Annotated in this window: 21 protein-coding genes; 9 read left to right on the top strand and 12 right to left on the bottom strand. The window is 61.7% G+C overall.

Going from position 1 to position 15,724, the window contains the following annotated elements; genetic code table 11:
- Positions 1-199: 199 nt before the first annotated feature.
- Both VH599_16425 and VH599_16420 read left to right on the top strand, forming a co-directional pair.
- The gene (locus VH599_16425; GenBank protein HEY7349905.1) at positions 200-517 is read left to right on the top strand and encodes a DUF503 domain-containing protein; all 318 of its coding nucleotides are present in this window, start codon (positions 200-202) and stop codon (positions 515-517) included.
- Between the two features lie 118 nt (positions 518-635).
- A complete protein-coding gene (locus VH599_16420; GenBank protein HEY7349904.1) occupies positions 636-2,132 on the top strand; it encodes a sigma-54 dependent transcriptional regulator in 1,497 nt (498 codons plus the stop codon).
- Between the two features lie 62 nt (positions 2,133-2,194).
- Here VH599_16420 and VH599_16415 read toward each other — a convergent pair whose 3' ends face one another.
- The 4 genes from VH599_16415 to VH599_16400 all read right to left on the bottom strand — a co-directional run bounded on the left by VH599_16415 (position 2,195) and on the right by VH599_16400 (position 4,191).
- On the bottom strand, positions 2,195-2,545 hold the full coding sequence (locus VH599_16415) for a rhodanese-like domain-containing protein (protein HEY7349903.1): 351 nt from the start codon (positions 2,543-2,545) through the stop codon (positions 2,195-2,197).
- A gap of 14 nt (positions 2,546-2,559) precedes the next feature.
- Entirely contained in the window at positions 2,560-2,838 is a 279-nt protein-coding gene (locus VH599_16410; GenBank protein ID HEY7349902.1) for a hypothetical protein, read from the bottom strand.
- Positions 2,839-3,043: 205 nt separating this feature from the next.
- The gene (locus VH599_16405) at positions 3,044-3,391 is read right to left on the bottom strand and encodes a hypothetical protein (protein HEY7349901.1); all 348 of its coding nucleotides are present in this window, start codon (positions 3,389-3,391) and stop codon (positions 3,044-3,046) included.
- Between the two features lie 92 nt (positions 3,392-3,483).
- The gene (locus VH599_16400) at positions 3,484-4,191 is read right to left on the bottom strand and encodes a hypothetical protein (GenBank protein ID HEY7349900.1); all 708 of its coding nucleotides are present in this window, start codon (positions 4,189-4,191) and stop codon (positions 3,484-3,486) included.
- 406 nt (positions 4,192-4,597) lie between these two features.
- Here VH599_16400 and VH599_16395 point away from each other — a divergent pair, with 406 nt between their 5' ends.
- Complete coding sequence (locus VH599_16395) at positions 4,598-5,947, top strand: AAA family ATPase (GenBank protein HEY7349899.1); 1,350 nt, start codon at positions 4,598-4,600, stop codon at positions 5,945-5,947.
- Between the two features lie 19 nt (positions 5,948-5,966).
- On the opposite strand, the gene VH599_16390 is transcribed toward VH599_16395, so the two are convergent.
- Together VH599_16390 and VH599_16385 are read right to left on the bottom strand one after the other, a co-directional pair.
- Positions 5,967-6,638: a Uma2 family endonuclease gene (locus VH599_16390; protein ID HEY7349898.1), complete on the bottom strand. Its 672-nt coding sequence runs from the start codon at positions 6,636-6,638 to the stop codon at positions 5,967-5,969.
- 99 nt (positions 6,639-6,737) lie between these two features.
- Positions 6,738-7,676 carry an acetamidase/formamidase family protein gene (locus VH599_16385; GenBank protein ID HEY7349897.1) on the bottom strand — a complete coding sequence of 313 codons (939 nt, stop codon included), beginning with the start codon at positions 7,674-7,676 and terminating at the stop codon, positions 6,738-6,740.
- Between the two features lie 388 nt (positions 7,677-8,064).
- Here VH599_16385 and VH599_16380 point away from each other — a divergent pair, with 388 nt between their 5' ends.
- The 3 genes from VH599_16380 to VH599_16370 are packed head-to-tail and all read left to right on the top strand — an operon-like array spanning position 8,065 to position 9,691.
- Complete coding sequence (locus tag VH599_16380; GenBank protein HEY7349896.1) at positions 8,065-8,940, top strand: hypothetical protein; 876 nt, start codon at positions 8,065-8,067, stop codon at positions 8,938-8,940.
- A 53-nt stretch (positions 8,941-8,993) separates the two neighbouring features.
- The gene (locus tag VH599_16375; protein HEY7349895.1) at positions 8,994-9,335 is read left to right on the top strand and encodes a DUF433 domain-containing protein; all 342 of its coding nucleotides are present in this window, start codon (positions 8,994-8,996) and stop codon (positions 9,333-9,335) included.
- Positions 9,332-9,691 (top strand): DUF5615 family PIN-like protein, encoded by a 360-nt coding sequence (locus VH599_16370; protein HEY7349894.1) that lies wholly within the window; start codon positions 9,332-9,334, stop codon positions 9,689-9,691. The genes VH599_16375 and VH599_16370 overlap by 4 nt, the downstream gene beginning before the upstream one ends.
- 270 nt (positions 9,692-9,961) lie before the next feature.
- On the opposite strand, the gene VH599_16365 is transcribed toward VH599_16370, so the two are convergent.
- The gene (locus tag VH599_16365) at positions 9,962-10,528 is read right to left on the bottom strand and encodes a hypothetical protein (protein ID HEY7349893.1); all 567 of its coding nucleotides are present in this window, start codon (positions 10,526-10,528) and stop codon (positions 9,962-9,964) included.
- An 88-nt stretch (positions 10,529-10,616) separates the two neighbouring features.
- Positions 10,617-11,684 carry a hypothetical protein gene (locus tag VH599_16360; GenBank protein ID HEY7349892.1) on the bottom strand — a complete coding sequence of 356 codons (1,068 nt, stop codon included), beginning with the start codon at positions 11,682-11,684 and terminating at the stop codon, positions 10,617-10,619.
- A 224-nt stretch (positions 11,685-11,908) separates the two neighbouring features.
- Between VH599_16360 and VH599_16355 the strand changes: the two genes are divergently transcribed.
- Genes VH599_16355 through VH599_16345 form a run of 3 tightly spaced genes read left to right on the top strand, consistent with a single transcriptional unit; the run spans position 11,909 to position 13,386 of the window.
- Positions 11,909-12,202 carry a hypothetical protein gene (locus tag VH599_16355; GenBank protein ID HEY7349891.1) on the top strand — a complete coding sequence of 98 codons (294 nt, stop codon included), beginning with the start codon at positions 11,909-11,911 and terminating at the stop codon, positions 12,200-12,202.
- Positions 12,203-12,214: 12 nt separating this feature from the next.
- A complete protein-coding gene (locus VH599_16350) occupies positions 12,215-12,484 on the top strand; it encodes a hypothetical protein (GenBank protein HEY7349890.1) in 270 nt (89 codons plus the stop codon).
- A 20-nt stretch (positions 12,485-12,504) separates the two neighbouring features.
- Positions 12,505-13,386, top strand: coding sequence for a methionyl-tRNA formyltransferase (locus VH599_16345; GenBank protein HEY7349889.1), 882 nt, complete (start codon positions 12,505-12,507; stop codon positions 13,384-13,386).
- 3 nt (positions 13,387-13,389) lie between these two features.
- On the opposite strand, the gene VH599_16340 is transcribed toward VH599_16345, so the two are convergent.
- The 4 genes from VH599_16340 to VH599_16325 all read right to left on the bottom strand — a co-directional run bounded on the left by VH599_16340 (position 13,390) and on the right by VH599_16325 (position 15,657).
- Positions 13,390-13,983 carry a hypothetical protein gene (locus VH599_16340; GenBank protein HEY7349888.1) on the bottom strand — a complete coding sequence of 198 codons (594 nt, stop codon included), beginning with the start codon at positions 13,981-13,983 and terminating at the stop codon, positions 13,390-13,392.
- 27 nt (positions 13,984-14,010) lie between these two features.
- Positions 14,011-14,202, bottom strand: coding sequence for a hypothetical protein (locus tag VH599_16335; GenBank protein HEY7349887.1), 192 nt, complete (start codon positions 14,200-14,202; stop codon positions 14,011-14,013).
- A 105-nt stretch (positions 14,203-14,307) separates the two neighbouring features.
- Positions 14,308-14,832: a hypothetical protein gene (locus VH599_16330; protein HEY7349886.1), complete on the bottom strand. Its 525-nt coding sequence runs from the start codon at positions 14,830-14,832 to the stop codon at positions 14,308-14,310.
- 45 nt (positions 14,833-14,877) lie between these two features.
- Positions 14,878-15,657, bottom strand: a complete 780-nt coding sequence (locus tag VH599_16325) for an HAD family hydrolase (protein HEY7349885.1) — start codon at positions 15,655-15,657, stop codon at positions 14,878-14,880.
- Positions 15,658-15,724 lie beyond the last annotated feature (67 nt).

Here is a 15,724-nt window from a genome sequence, read left to right as displayed (position 1 = left end):
ACTGAAAATAGGCCGCTCCTGCTGCAAGCGGGCCATTCTACTATCTCTGGCTGATTTTTCAAGGACATCAGGATACATTCGCCGTGTCAACGCGAGCGCGTATCTCATACTGTTATTTCGCGCGTCCTCCTGTCCTTCTTTACGCCAGCTTCTGTAGTCAGGCTTTGTAGTGAAAGCGCCGCCTGCGCATCAGGCTCTGATGCCAGGATCAAATCATCATCCTATGGTCGTTGGCGCCTGCCGGGTCACGCTGCATCTCCCGGCCAGCCATTCCTTAAAAGAGAAACGGCAAGTCGTGCGTTCCCTGCTGGAGCGCCTGCGGAATCGGTTTGATCTCGCGGTGGCCGAAGTGGAGGATCAGGACCGCTGGCAGATTGCAACGCTGGGGTTCGTCTGTGTCAGCAACAGCGCCAGCATAGCTGATGAAGTGCTAACTCGCGCGCTGGACTATATTGAGAATACACGCCTGGATGCAACAGTAACAGAGGTCGCCAAAGAGATTACCCATCTGCTCTGAGGGGCGGCCACAGGCAAACATATGGAGGCAAAACTGGCGCAAAAAGTGCTGAGGCGCTCTGTAGAGCATACCGATGAGATCTGGCAGAGCGGGGTAGACTACACTGGAGGACCAAAGGATGAGCATCTCTAACCATCGGCCCGGCTCTCATAGCGAAACCGAGGAAGCCACGCTGCCAACGCATCGCCGCATTCTTGTTGCAGACGACGAGGCTGATATTCGTTCCCTGCTGCGCTCACTCTTCGAGGCCGAGGGCTATCAGGTGCAAGAAGCCGAAACGAGCGACGAAGTATTGCGCCTCCTGATGGGATCGGAAGACGACCGACCAGACCTGGCGTTAGTGGATGTGCGTATGCCTTCGCGCGATGCCGCCGACGGCCTGCGCGGGGACACGCATCAGCCGCTGGCCGAAGATGGTATTCAGATTCTTCAGCGGCTCCACGAACAAGGCGTGGAAGTCCCCATCATCATTATGACCGCCTTTGGCACCTCCAGCCTGGCAATCAAAGCCATTCAACTCGGGGCTTTTGACTACATCACCAAGCCTTTTGATGAACTGGATGATGTCCTGCTCAATGTCAACCGGGTCTTCGAGCATCAGCGGCTGGCCCAGGAAGTGCGCGAACTGCGGCGGCGGGTGGAGAGCCGCGATCCGACGGATCGGATGGTGGGCCGCAGTTCGTCCATGATTGATATTTTCAAGACGATTGGCCTGGTGGCGCGCAACCCTGCCACCGTCTTAATTACCGGTGAAACCGGCACCGGCAAAGAATTGATGGCCGAAACCATTCACCTGGCCTCGGACCGCCGGATGGGGCCGCTGGTGAAAGTCAACTGCGCCGCTCTGCCGGAAACGCTGCTGGAAAGCGAACTCTTCGGCCACGAAAAGGGCGCTTTTACCGGCGCAATTGCCCAGCACAAAGGGCGCTTCGAGGCCGCCAACAAAGGCACGATCTTTCTTGATGAAATCGGCGAGATGACGCTGGGTACGCAAAAGAAGATACTGCGCGTGCTGCAAGAGCGCGAGTTCGAGCGAGTTGGCGGGACCATGCCGGTCAAAGTGGATGTGCGCGTGGTGGCGGCCACCAACAAGACGCTGCGCGAGGAAGTGCTGGCCGGGCGTTTCCGCGAAGACCTGTTCTTCCGCCTGAATGTCATTGCCGTCCACATGCCACCGCTGCGCGAGCGCCGCGACGACATTCCGGCCCTGGTGGCCCACTTTCTAGACAAACACCGCTTCAGCCCGACGACCCCCCCAGGGCGCATCTCCGAGGATGCGATGGTCATTCTGGAACGCTATGATTGGCCGGGCAACGTGCGCGAACTGGAAAACATTATCGAGCGCGCCGTTGTCATGAGCCGGGGCGGCGTGATCACCACGCAGCATATCGTCTTCGCCAACGAACTCAATCGCTACGTGCTGGACATTGACCAGAAGGTCCGCCAGAAGACGCCGCTCGACGACATGCTGCGCGAGGTGGAGCGCGAGGCGCTGCGCACCGCGCTGCGCCAGAGCGATCAAGACACTGCGCGCGCGGCTGGCCTGCTGAACATCACTCCCGAATACCTGGGGAAGCGCATGGCCGAACTCTTGCCCCATGATAAGACCGCCTGACAGCTACTTACAGCGCGCCTTCCAGACGGCCAGCCGCCTGTACTGCCGCCAGGGTAGGGCCGCTAGCGCGCCAGCGGCAGTTTTCTCATGCGCCAGGCCCGCATGCCGCCAACCAGGTTGTAGACGCGCGTGTGGCCCGCCACCAGCGCGATCTCAGCAGCCCCCACGCTCCGCTGGCCCATTTCGCACACCAGGATCATCTCTCGATCCCTGGGGTAGTCGGCAATCGCTTTGCCAAACAGATAAATGCCATCCAGGGGAATCAATTCCGCTTCGGGGATATGCCCCTCAATCCACTCGTTTGGCTGGCGCACATCCACCACCAGCGCGCCCTGAGCAATCATCTCCTGCGCTTGCTCAGGCGTCACATTGGTGAAAGGCATACTCGTCTCGTCATCTTCTTCGTGAATCATGCTGCCCCATCCTCCTAGTCTGGCTCTGCGCCGGGCTGGTCTTCTATGGCCTGATCCTCTTTCTCTTGCTGTTCGAGAAAGAGCGTTCCGAAGACCGTCGGGCCAACGACATACTCATCACCGATGAAGCGCATCTCAATCAGCCCTTCTTCTTCCATATCCCGAAAATCATCAGTAATCAAGTGATACTGGCGCAGCATGCGACTGAGATCGCTTTCGGGCAGCTTTCCCCAATACTGAAGCTTGCGCAAGATCGCAACCTTCATCTCAGTATCATCATCTACAGCACGCATTGACTGTTTTGCCTCCATTCGTTGGCGATGTCGCGTGGGCGCGGTGGTTTCTTCTGCTACTCTAGCCGAGAGCAGCGGCAAAAGTCAAGGCAGCAGGAACAGGAGTTCCCACTGCCTTGCACAGATGCTTTCCCTGGCGCGCATCGTTCAAGCCAATGCGCTCTAGAAGCGAACTGAACACGCCGTCCTCAGCGTTGATCGCCCGCTAAAAGTCCGTTTCCCGGCTGCGATACTCCTCCGGCTGGTCAGTCTCAGGGTAGTCGCCCAAGCCGAAGCCCTGCGCCTGCCGCTGCTGGCCGCCAGGGCCACCGCCGGGCCTGCTGGCGCCTGGTCCCTGGCCCATACCTGGCTGGGCGCCATAGCTCTGGCCGCCCATCTGAGGCTGCTGCTTGCCCATACCCCCACCCTGGCTCATCGCCTGCTGGATGTTTCGGGCCGCCGTCTGCACATCAATATCCGCCGCCTGGGCCGCCGAGCGCATGTCTTTCATCGTAATGTTGCGATCATCGCCGTGATCATCGTTGACCTGACCACAGCCACAACTGACACACATCGTTCTTGCTCTCCTTTCAGAGAACTCGTCGCTTCATCCACGCGCCCGCTTTGAGGCGCGTGGAGAGATATTGCAACTTTCATTCCCCAACGTTAGAGCTTGAGCCAATCATAGGAAGCCGGCCTGGTCGGCCCATCAGCCGCAGCAGGAAGCGTGGCTTCAGCAGGCGCTTCCCCCGCGCCAGGCCGATAGGGCAGCGCCACCACCACCTCGTCACCCACCTGGACCGCATTTAACGGCAGCGCGCCATCCCAGAGGCGCTCCTGCTGCCGCTCGGTAAGGTCAGCCGCCGAGCTGTCCTCGGCTTCCGACTTGCTCCCTCCCTCAGCCTTGCTGGCAGAGTCCTTCTCCGGCGGATCGCCCTCAGCTTCATCTTCATGAGCGCCTTCGGCGGCTTCATCAGCGGGCGCGTCTTCGCTCTCCTCCTCCAGATCAAGCGCGTCATAGCGCCAATCGTCGGGCGGCGGCGTATAGATCAGCAGCTCACCCTGCGGCCCCAGGAACGGCTGCGGCGTCCGCTCAGGCGGCACGCGGTCAGAGATCGCCACGCAGCAGCGGCGCTCCACCAGAATCACGCGCAGCAATTCATAGACGGTATCGGCCCGCAGGACCACCAGGGAAGCAGGCTCGCTCGTCGCTTCAGCAGAAGCAAAAGGATCACGAATCTGGCGAGGCTTGCGCTCGCCCAGCACGGCAAAGCGCAGCCCTTCGCTCACCCCATCCTGAGCGCCCCGGTTAATCACCACCCAGCCATCTTCGTTCACATGAATCACCTGCCCGCGCAAGACCTGTGCTTCCATAACGCCGCTCACACTCCTTCTCAGCGAAAATCCACTTGCTCAGCGAAATCACCGCTTTCCACCACCTATCGGGGGGCCACTTGTAGCGCCGCCATCCTGGCGGCCCGTCGTCCGCCAGGGCGAGCGGTCGCCCTCCAATCCATCGTAGCGGCGGGCCAACGTTGAGCCGCCAGGTTGGCGGCGCTACAAGTGGCGTGCGCCCTCCAGGTCAACGTACCAGCAGGCCAGCGGTGAGCCGCCATCCTGGCGGCGCTACAAGTCAACCGCTTCCCATTGTCGCGGCCCAGTATACCACACAATAGCAGAGTTACGCATCTTATCGCTGGCCGCTTTCTGGTAGAAACCGGCCATACTCCTGTGCTACAATGATACTGGTCTCTATCGCTTTTGGTTATCGGAAACGCTTATGCAACATGCTGCGTCATCTCAAAGCGCGCCCGGCGATCCGGTAATTCGGCTCCCGCTGGGCGCGATGGTTGTCCTGGTGGGACCGGCGGGCAGCGGTAAATCCTCCTGGGCGGCGCGCCACTTTCTGCCGACACAGATCGTCTCGTCCGACGCCTGCCGGGGTATGCTGACCGACGACCAGACCGATCAAACGGCTTCGCGCGATGCCTTCCGCCTGCTCTACTTCATCCTGGGCGAGCGTCTGCGCCGGGGCTTGCTGACCGTCGTTGATTCAACGGCCCTCCAGCCCGCTATCCGCGCCGAACTCCTCAAGATTGCCGCGCAGCATAGCACCCCTCCGGTTGCCGTTGTCTTCGCGCTGCCGCAGGAAATCAACGAGCAGTGGAACGCCAGCCGGGCGTATTGCGTGCCTGCCGACGCGCTGGAGCGCCACCGCAAGAACCTGGACCTGAGTTTGCGCGCGCTGCCCACCGAAAACTTCAACACAATCTACACGCTGCATTCGCCAGAGGAACTGGCAAGCGCGCGCGTGGTAATCAGCGGCCTCGCCCCGGAGCGCAGCGCCCCGCCCTTCGACATCATCGGCGATGTTCACGGCTGCTACGACGAACTCGCCGCCCTCTTCGAGCGCCTGGGCTATCGCTGGCGCGAGGAGGAACAAGATTTCGTCCATCCTGAAGGACGCCTGCCCGTCTTTGTCGGCGATCTCGCCGACCGAGGCCCGGCCAGCCTGGCTGTCCTGACATTGGTGGAGGGCATGGCGGCGCGCGACGCGGCGCTGGTCGTGCAGGGCAACCACGATAACAAGCTGCTGCGCTGGCTGCTGGGGCGCAAGGTGCAGGTCAGATATGGGCTGTCAACCACCATCGCCGAGCTAGACGCGCAGCCCCAGGAAGAGCGCGACGCGCTGCGCCCCCGGCTCATCGCCCTGCTTCAGAACGCGCCAGGCTATCTCATCCTCGATGAAGGCCGCCTGGTGGTGACACACGCGGGCATCCGCGACGCAATGATCGGACAGTGGAGCCGGGCCATCCAGGCGTTCTGCCTGTATGGGGATGTCGCGGGGAGCGCCCCGGAAACTGGCCTGCCCATTCGCCTGGATTGGGCCGCCAATCGCCCCGACGAGCAGGCCACCAACGGCCCCCTCATCATCTATGGGCATAACGTGGTGGCTGAAGCGCGCGAGGTGCGCCGCACTATGAACATTGATACCGGCTGCGTCTTCGGCGGGCGTCTCACCGCGCTGCGCTATCCTGAAATGGATCTCGTCCAGGTTCCGGCAGCGCGAGATTACTATCACACCGGGAAAGACGAGGCGGGGGAAACGTCCCAGGAAGCCGCCTCATAAGCCTCCTGCGAATCTGGTATCACAGGTCCGGCTGCTGAAGGCGCTCCTGCAAATACCGGCCATACGCCTCACGATCAATCGTCAGCAGAGCCTGCGTGGCGTCTGGGAGCGGCTCTCTCCACAGCCACTCCACGCGCAGCCAGAACCCTGGCAGCGCCAGCGAGCGATAGATGCCGCTGGCGTCAGGAGCGATATGCTGGTAAAGGCCCGCCGCATCCAACTGGTAGAACTCGGCCTGTTCAAGCTGGGGATCAATCAGCCAGTATTCGGGGATACCGGCCTCTCGATACTCGTAAAACTTATCGCCCCGGTCACGGCCAGCACTTTCCGGCGAAACCACCTCAATGACCAGATCAGCAGGACCATCAAGATAGGTCTGCTTGAATCGGTCCAGATGGGCCTGCGCCACAAACAGCACATCCGGCTCACGCCCCGAACGCGCCAGCTTCATCTGAAATGGGCCATCAATAACTTCGCCCAGCGAATGAATCTCGCTAAAGGTCGAGAGAACCGCCACAAGGAAATTCACGATCCTCTGATGCCGAAGGCTTGCCGGACTGGTCATCACAATCGCTCCATTCACCCACTCCGCCAGGGTATCCTCATCGGCCCAATCGAGAAATTCTTCGTAAGTGATGTACAGTGGTCGGCGCTGCTCCTCGGAAGGGCGCGTCTCTGAACGTTGGGACATAGGGGCAGCCTCGCTCTAGCCTCTGCTGAGACACCTTCTCTTCTCCAGCCTATAAAGACAGTATACGCCGCTGATACGGGAGAAAGCCAGCGTCTTATCTCAGACTTTGATAGCGCCCGGCGGCAGCACCGCATGGATGCCGCAGACCCCATTCACGATCTGCGTCACGCGCAGATCGACGACCAGGCTCGCCAGCGCCAGCGCCTCCAGGCGTTCGAGCTGATAGTGCTCTCCCAGCAGATCGAGCATCGCCGCCAGCGCGATCATCGTGGCTTCGTTCAGGTCGGCATCGAAGCCAAAGGTCATCCAGCCAGCCGGAGTCCGGGCGCGCGGCGTCGTCAGATGCAGGTCTTCATGCAAGCGAAAGGTTAGATCAACGCGCTCCATCGGGCATTCAATGGCGGTGCCGGAAACCTCACCGTCGCCCTGGACCGCGTGTCCATCGCCCACCGAAAACAGCCCACCCGGCACGAGAATGGGCAGATAGAGCGCGCTGCCCGGCGTCAGTTCCTTGCAATCAATATTCCCGCCGCCGCCGCGCGGCGGCGCGGTGGAGTGCATCCCAGGCTCATCGGGCGGCATGCCCATCACGCCCATAAAGGGGCGCAGCGCGACAGTATGCCCGTACTGATCGCGCCCGATCAGCGCGTCAGGGTCAAGCGTCCAGATCAGCATGCCCTCGCGCTCGGCCACGCCCAGCCGCTCGTTCATCCGCTGGCGATGCTGCCCGCCAGCAGCGGTCCAGCCCCACGCGCCAGGGCGAATCGCGTCAATCTGCACCTCCAGCGTCATCCCCGGCTCTGCGCCACGTATGGCGACGGGTCCACAGAGCGCGTGACCTGTATCGCGTTCTTCGATGCGCGGCTCAAACTTGCGGCCCCGCGTGCCTGGGGCGGCGGGTGGCTCCAGACCCCAGCCAGCATCCAGCGTGCGAAAGCGCACCGTATCGCCAGAATCAATGGTCAGCACAGGTGGAAACTCGCGGGAAAACGTGCCATGCAGCGTTGCGCGCTCAGGCTCAATGCTATAGGTTGCCATCTGTCCTCTTTCTACTTAGACGCTCTTGTCGAATGCTCTTAGCTCTACCGCATCATACCTCTGATACTCTTTCTGCCACAAGCCCCGCGCCACCTGTAGCGCCGCCCCCTTCGGGAAGGGCCGCTTGGCCGCGCTGGGCGCGGCCATTCTCGCTCGGCTGCGCCTCGCTCGCGCGTCCCTCCTGGCGGCTCAACGCTGGCCCGCTGGCGCCGTGGCCTGGAGGGCGAACGCTCGCCCTGGCGCAGCGGTGGGCCGCCGGGACGGCGGCGGTACCCCAACAAGCCGCATGGAGAGATGGTCCATAGGCCACTCTCCCTGGCTATGATATACTCAGCACCAGGCTATGGACCACTTCACCATGCTCCAGAGGAGCAACCAGGAACCGACTATGCTGACGCTTGCCGATACGACGCTGCCATCAATTGGAGAGCAGATACTCGCCATCCTCAGCGCCATCTGGGGCGTGGCGGCGGCTGGCTGGCATGCCGTGCTGAGCGTCGTGCTGGCGGAGCCGGGCGGCTGGTGGAAAGGCGCGCTGCTGGTGGCCGCCCTGGCCTACGTTGAATGGCGGGTGCGCTACTCGCTGGGCGGCTGGGTCAACACCATCAAACGCCCCAGCGAACACGGCAGCGGCGCCTGGGTACTCCTGACCGCACCCGGCGTGGCCTGCCACGAACTGGGCCACGCCCTGATGACCCTGCTCTTTTTCCCGCTGGGCTATCGCGTGCGGCGCGTGGTGCTGTTCAATCCCGCGCTCAGCCGCGTGGCTGTGGCCGACGGGCGCTCTATGTCTGCTGTCGGCTATGTCGCTACCTCCGACCCGGCGCGTCCTGTGCCGCTTGTGCATGACGTGGTGCGAGTCCTCATCAGCCTGGCCCCGCTGCCCTTTGGTCTGGTCGCGCTGGCGCTGCTCTATAGCTGGCTCACCGGCCATACCCCCTGGCAGCCGGGCGGGCTACATCTCGGCGGGCATCCCTGGTGGCTGGACGCCCTGCTCATCTATCTGATTCTCTGCGTCATCGCCCACTGCTGGCCCAGCCGGGGCGATTTCATCAACACCAAACCGCACCTGCTGGGCCTGGGCATCACCATCATCGTCCTGGGCCTGGTTCTCTTCCTGCTGCGCGCCACACTTGCCGCGCCCTGGGCCGACATCACGGCCAGCGCCGCTCAGTTCGAGGGCAACATCGCCGCCGCCATCCTGCTCATGACCGTCATCGAGTTCGGCCTGCTGCTCCTGGTCAGCCGGGGCCGGGCCGTCTAAACCGCCGAAGCGACGGGGCGTGTGGTAGAATGTGAGAAGGAGGTAATAAAACGATGAACTACCCCCATGTGGAAGAGCGCAACGGCAATTTTTACGTACAGGGGAGCCGCGTGTCTCTTGAATCAATCATCACGGTCTGGCGCGAAGGACACAGCCCGGAAGAAATCCGCGACGCCTTTCCCACCCTGAACCTTGTGGAAGTCTATGCGGCCATTGCCTATTATCTCGATCACCAGGCAGAGATGGATAAGCTCTTCAGAGAACATGAGATCGAATACCAGGCGCAGCGCGCCGCAGCGGAAGCCGCTGACCCCGAAAGATATGCCAGGCTGCGCCAGCGCTTCGCCGAGGCACGCGAGCGCCTGCAAGCGTCTCCACAATCGTCAATACGATGAGTGAGCAAATCCGTTTTCAGGCCGACGAGGACTTCAACGACTGGATTGTCAAGGGGCTGTTGAGGCGAGAGCCACTGATCGATTTCGAGACCGTCCCTGAAGTTGACTTGAGAGGACTCCCAGACCCCGCGCTGATCGCTTTTGCCGCAGAACGGGGTCGGATTCTTGTGAGCCACGATCTCAGCACCATGCCAACCCACTTCGCTCACTTTCTTGAAGGCGGACACCATAGTCCAGGGTTGTTCTTGATTCGACAGACGCTGCCAATCTCCCAAGCGATTGAAGCCCTCTATCTGGTCTGGCAAGCCAGTACACCAGAAGAGTGGTTTGATCAGATGGAGTATCTGCCCCTATGAACCGCTCTTGTATATTGAGAGCATCACACTCTTTAACAACCTCTGGAGGGTCGCCCATGCGCGAGTTCTTGAATCCCCCCTGCCGCTCCTGCCGTATCGCTCGCATCACTATGTTGAGCGTCGGCCTGCTGGCTGTGCTGTTCCTGCTCGTCGGGTTCGTGCTGACGCGCTAGAGCCTGTTAGGGATTTCAGAGTGCATCTATTAACAATTTGCCCCTGCCGATTCGGCTGTGGATGCAAACAGAAGGTAGTCATAGACTGCTCTGGTCATCAGCCTTCTTGTTCCCATCGCTCAAGCGCCTCCCTGAGCCACTCGGGCGCCTTGTCCTTCTCCACGCCAAATCCCCCCTCTTGCGTATAGCGCCCAGCTTGCTTGAGCTGGTCTTGGAGCGCAGGGACGTGATTGGCAAGACGTTCAGCATCCGTAGTGCCTGGATCAACATCCCAGAGCCGCCAGCGTTTGCCGTCGGGCACGAACTGCGTTCCATATTTTTGCGGTTTGCCCTGATACATCAGCCAGCGATCCAGGGCAGCAGCGGCCAGCCAGCGGCTATCTTTGGAACCCATCGCTTGGGTGGCTCCCAGGTCCGCGGCCTTTCGCGCCAGTTCGTGGGCCTGCCAGATCTCTTCCAGCGTTTCTCCATGCTGGAAGACCAACGCCGCGTGAAAATAATCATCGGGTGCGCTCACCTCTCCCTGGGCCAGCAGTTCGCTCACGCGGCTCCGACGCTGCGCGTCACGTTCCCGCATCTGCCAATATTCAGGAGTATCAGGGCCGATATCACCTCGGGGTTCTGTCTGGTCGGCCACGAACAGGTCACGGAGTTCCTGGTTCATCACTCCCTCCTTTGCTCTTGCTCATGTGACCATTGTAGCACCACAGCGATATTCAGTCCCCAACAGGCGCCAGGCCCGTTCGCGCGGGTCAGGCTGTTTCGGCCTGATGTAGCAAGTCCCAGAATGCCTGATCGGCTAAGCGCACATAGTCATCGTGAGTCACCGTTCCACATCCTCCCTTGTCCGCCAGAGCCGTGAGCAGTTCGACCCCATCCTGGGAAAAGGACAGGCCATAGATGGTCCCAACAATGGCCGGACACGCCTGACCATCCGGCTGATGCGGCAGGGCATAGATGGCAGCAAATATCTTCTGCACGATGTCTTGATGCTCGATGGTCATGGCCGATGCCGTGGACGATGGATCGTTTGAGGCTGGCTCAGTTTTCATGTTCAGGGTATCGGGCCTGGCTTTCTCAGTCGGCGCGCCTGCCAGCGTCTGGTTCAGCAGGCTCCAGAATGCGTCATTGGCCTGGTGTAGTTCATACAAGGCTGATGGACCGCTGACGCAGCCGTTCTTATCAAGCACGGCTTGAAGGCGCTTTTGCCCTGCAAAGAAAAGCAGCACATGGCGCGGGCCAGTGAACTGCGGGCAGTTCGTGTTCTCCGGGAGTCTGGGCAGCGCGCGCAACGCGTCGTAGAGGTGCCTGGCCTGATCCGCTGAAGCAATCAGCGCCACCTCTGGCGGCTCCTGTGGTCCGCTAAGGCTCACCACTTCCGCTCTGTCTGGCCGAACCGGAGGAGTGGCCTCCGCAACGACCCGGTTGAGCAATTGCCAGAACGCCTCATCGGGCTGGTGAACATCCTCAGCGCCGAACGTCACGCTGGTGCAGCCGCCTCTATCGGCAACCGCCGTGACAACCACCTGCTCGCCTTCCAGAAAGGTCAGTTCATAATGCGGCCCGCCAATAGCCGGGCAAGCCTGGTTGTTGGGAGCTTTGGGCAGCGCCACCGCCTTGTTATAGACGTTCTGGACGGTAGCAGCGTTTTCTACCAGCAAGGTTTCTGGCGCGGGTTCAGTGACCTCAAAGACCTTAATCTGGAGTTTGGTAGGTCTGGCATCTGGAGACACTCCCGCGCTGCCCGCGCCAGGGCTGCATCCCACCAGCAGGAGCGCGCCTAAAAGAACCAGCAAAATCGCTGGCTTGCTCAACCTCATCTTCTTCTCCTTGTAGACCAGGATACGGAGTGCTGCTGAGAGAAAGACGCTCCTGGAGCAGCGTTTGTTCCCCATCTTGCCCCTCTTGCAGGAAGCATCTATACTAGAAGGGAAGAGACGCTTTGGGGGCCAATGTGAGTTGTCCCCTGGCTGACTCGCCGACGCGAACCAGCCGCAATCCAGTACGACTGCCTGGCATCAGCCACCATAAAGGAGTCCGAGCCATGATGTCACCTCAATGTGGTACCTGCGGCGCCTATTACACCGGCAACGAATCGTTCTGTTCGCGCTGCGGCGCGCCGCGCGTCGCCAACCCCTACCAGCAGAATCAATTTGCGCAGCCCGCGCAGCAGGCTGGCGGTGGAGGCTGGCTTCAGAACTACTACACACCCCAGCGCATCGTTCAGCGCGTGATTATTGGCCGCATCATCGGGCTGGCAGTGGCCGTTCTGATCGTTGGCGGCTGCATTGCCTGCGTCCTGCTGGGCGGCCTCGCATCCGTACTGGGTTCCCATTAAGCGAGGGCTTTGATGACGCCTGAGCCATACAGCGGACCCCGCTGTGGCAACTGCGGCGCCTATTTCAGCGCGGGCGAGGTGGTCTGCCCCGTCTGTGGGGCGCGCCGCTACGGCCCGGAAGCGCCAGTTGTAGGGCCGCTCGTTCAGCGCAGCTTCGGCCAGACCCTCCAGCGGTCGTTCTGGTGGGGCGTATCGGGCATCGGGCTGGCGCTCTGCCTGGTGTTGGGGATTGTCTTCGGCCTGCTCAATTTCGTTTTTCACCTAACCCCCATTCTGCATTAAGGAGGTTATAAGAGGTTCAGATGTCGCTGCCATCCATTCCACCGATGCGCATCATCTATTTCACCAGCCAGGGATCAGAAGCGACCAACGCCGTCGTGAGCTTGCTGGAACAGCTTGGGCAGCGCGTGCTGCTGGTAGTCACTACACCTGGCCCCGCTGCCCGGCGGACCGACGCCTATAAAGAGTTGGTCGCCAACATCCGCAGCGACCTGGATGTGCTGGTGACAAGCCATATGCGCCAGCTACCCGCGCTGCTGAAGGGGCTGGAGCCTGATCTGATCTTCGTGACCGGCTTCCCCTGGCGGCTGCCCCCGGACCTGCTGGCGCTGCCCCGCCTGGGCAGCGTGAACACGCATCCGGCGCTGCTGCCGCGCTATCGCGGCCCCAATCCGGTCTTCTGGCACTTCATGAACGGCGAAACCCAGGGCGGCCTGACCATGCACCGCATGGACGCCGAGTTCGATACCGGCCCCATTCTGGCGCAGCGGGCCTTCGAGATTACGCCGGATGATGATTTAGATAGCTTCTTTGTCAAACTCTTCACGGCGGGAGGCGAGATGATCGTGGAGGCGCTGACCAAAGTGGCCGCTAGCGACCCCGGCACGCCGCAGCCCACCGAAGGGGCGAGCTACGCGCCTCTTCCCACCGACACCGAACGCTGGCTGGATTGGAGCCGCAGCGCCGCGCAGCTTCGCAACCAGATTCGCGCCTGGGGTCAGGAGGGCGCAAAAGCGACTGTCGAAGGGCAAACGCTGGTGGCGCGGCGCGCCCGCGTGGTCAGCCTTTCGCCCGCGCTGGAACTGGCGCAGCCGGGCAAGCTGCTGGAAGAATCGCCGGAGGGCATCCTGATACGAGCCGGGCAAGATGCCCTGCTGATCGAAGACTACGAGGCGGTTAAATAGCGGTTATTTCTTTTTGTCTTTGGCGGGCAGGACGCCGCCCACCGCTTTGCGCCAGCCCTTCGCTTTGCTCAGCGCCAGAAAGAACGACCAGTCCAAGAGCGCGTACAGGCTGCGCTCGCGTTCGCCATCGCGGAACCTGATCACAAACGGCTCGCCGCCCGTCAGAATATGGCTGTGGCCGCCGCGCCCGCCAAGCGCCGCCAATCCGGCGTAATAGCGGTGATAGACGCGATCTACATGCGCCTGCACCGAAAGCATATTGGCAAAGGGGATAAATGCCAGCCCCTCGAAATCTAGCCCCTCTTCGGTCAGGCGCACGCGCCCGCTGTGGGAAAACAGCGCGCCCGGCGCAAGCTGCGCCAGAAACGCCTGCTGGATGAAGGCGGCATTGACGATCTCGTCGCTAAAGGCCGCGCTGTATTCGCTCTCAAGCTGGGGGGTGAAGATGGCCGGAAGGCCCGCCTCGCTCGCGCCGTCCTGTTCGGCCTCGCCCTCGCCTTCAGCCAGCACGATCAGCGTTCCCTCGTCTGACAGGCCCGGCTCATCGTTCTTCTGTCCGGCTTTCGCCTTGCGCTTCGCTTTCTTATCTTTCGACACGGCGCTTCTCCTCTCATAACAGAGTCGCTAGAGAAATGTTGCCCGATTTTCCAGCAGTATAGCATAGGCCCGTTGTCCCGTCGTCTCGCTCCCGTTGGTCGCTCGCGCGTCCCTTCCAGGCGGCTGGACGCTGGCCTGCTGGTACGTTGGCCCGAAGGGCGAACGCTCGCCCTGGCGAATCACTAGCCGCCTGGAAGGCGGCGCTACAAGTCTCCCCACACCCCGCAGCCCCCTGCCGCCAGGATGGCGGCGCTACAAGTCTCCCCACACCCCTCAGCCTCTGCCGCCTGGAAGGCGGCGCTACAGGCGGCTGACGCCTGCCGGTCACGGCTGCGGCGCGGCTGTGGGCGTCCTCTCGCGGAGGCTGCGCAGGCTGGCGACCAGCGTCACCACAAACCCCACGAACATCAGCCAGACGCCCACGCCCGGAAACAGCGCGGCGTCGGGGTTGGGGACATCGAAGCTCGCCAGGGCTTGAAAGAGCAGCTCGAACGCGGCCACTCCCAGGACCAGGTAGAGTAATCCAAGACCGGCGGCCCAGGGTTGCAGGACCGTCAGCCAGCGCGCTGACCTGCCGATGAGCTTCAGGAAACCACCCACCAGGATCGCCAGCGCGCTCAACAAGACCACCAGGGGCAGCAGCGTGATGATAATGAATCCAGGGGTAAAGAATATATCCTCCTGAATCGCCTGCGGCACAGCCAGGAAAAGCCGCCAGCCGCTCACCGTAAACTCTCCCTCTGGAGCGCCCGTCGCAAAGAACCAGGGGACAAAGAAGCCGATCAGCGCCAGCGCGCCCCCCACCACACTGACAATCGCCCAGGTGCGGGCAGATGATGATTGAGACATAGAAACCTCCACAGACCGCCGCTACAGGCTGGACGCTCAAAAGGGTCAGCGCCAGCCCTCCAACACAGTGGGGAGTTCGGCCAGGCGCGCGATGACCGCGTCGGGAGCAACCAGCGCCCGGGCCGGGTCTTCCTGGCGGAATTGATGCGTCAGGACGGCGCGCATGCCCAGCGCCTTTGGCCCCAGAACATCCTCGCGCAGCCGATCACCCACAAAGACCGCTGCCTCCGCTGGCACGTTCAGGCGCTCCAGCACCGTCTGATAGATGCGCGGGTGCGGCTTGCGCAGCCCCAACTCGCAGGAGAAGATGGATTCATCTACCAGTTGCAGCAGTTCCGATTCCCTGGCATGGCGGCGCACGACGCTGGGCAGCGAGCAATAGTTCGAGACCAGCCCCAGCTTCAACCCACGCGCCCGCAGCCCGGCCACGACCTCTTGCGCTTCGGGGGCGCGCTCGCGCAGCGCGTAGCCGACTTCTTCCTCCGCTAGAATGATCTCTTCCAGCAGCATATCATCAACGTTGATGCCCAGCGCCGCCAGGCTGCTGCGAAAGAGCAGGCCAGCGTCCAGTTCCTCGATGCGCTCCTCTTCATAGGAGCGGTTGAGGATTTGCCAGAAGCGTTCGCTGACGCCTTCTAGCAGGATATGCGCGGCAGGGACGCTCAGCGCGCCGTTCAGGATCGGCTTGCCTGCCTCGATCAGTTTTTCTCGAATCTGCTCATAGGCGGTCAGCAAGGCGTCCTGGACCGGGCCAAAGTGGGCCAGCGTATCACCGTAATCAAAGAGGATAGCCTGCACCGGAGGCTGGGGGGATGTATCGCTCATCTGTTCCTGATCCTGACGCTTTCTCTCTACCGCCCCACGCGCCAACATGCCCAAATGTCCTATACCG

Source organism: Ktedonobacterales bacterium, from assembly GCA_036557285.1.
Classification (GTDB): domain Bacteria; phylum Chloroflexota; class Ktedonobacteria; order Ktedonobacterales; family DATBGS01; genus DATBHW01.
The sequence above is the reverse complement of the archived record's forward strand: the minus strand, read 5'-3'. Positions and strand labels throughout refer to the sequence as shown.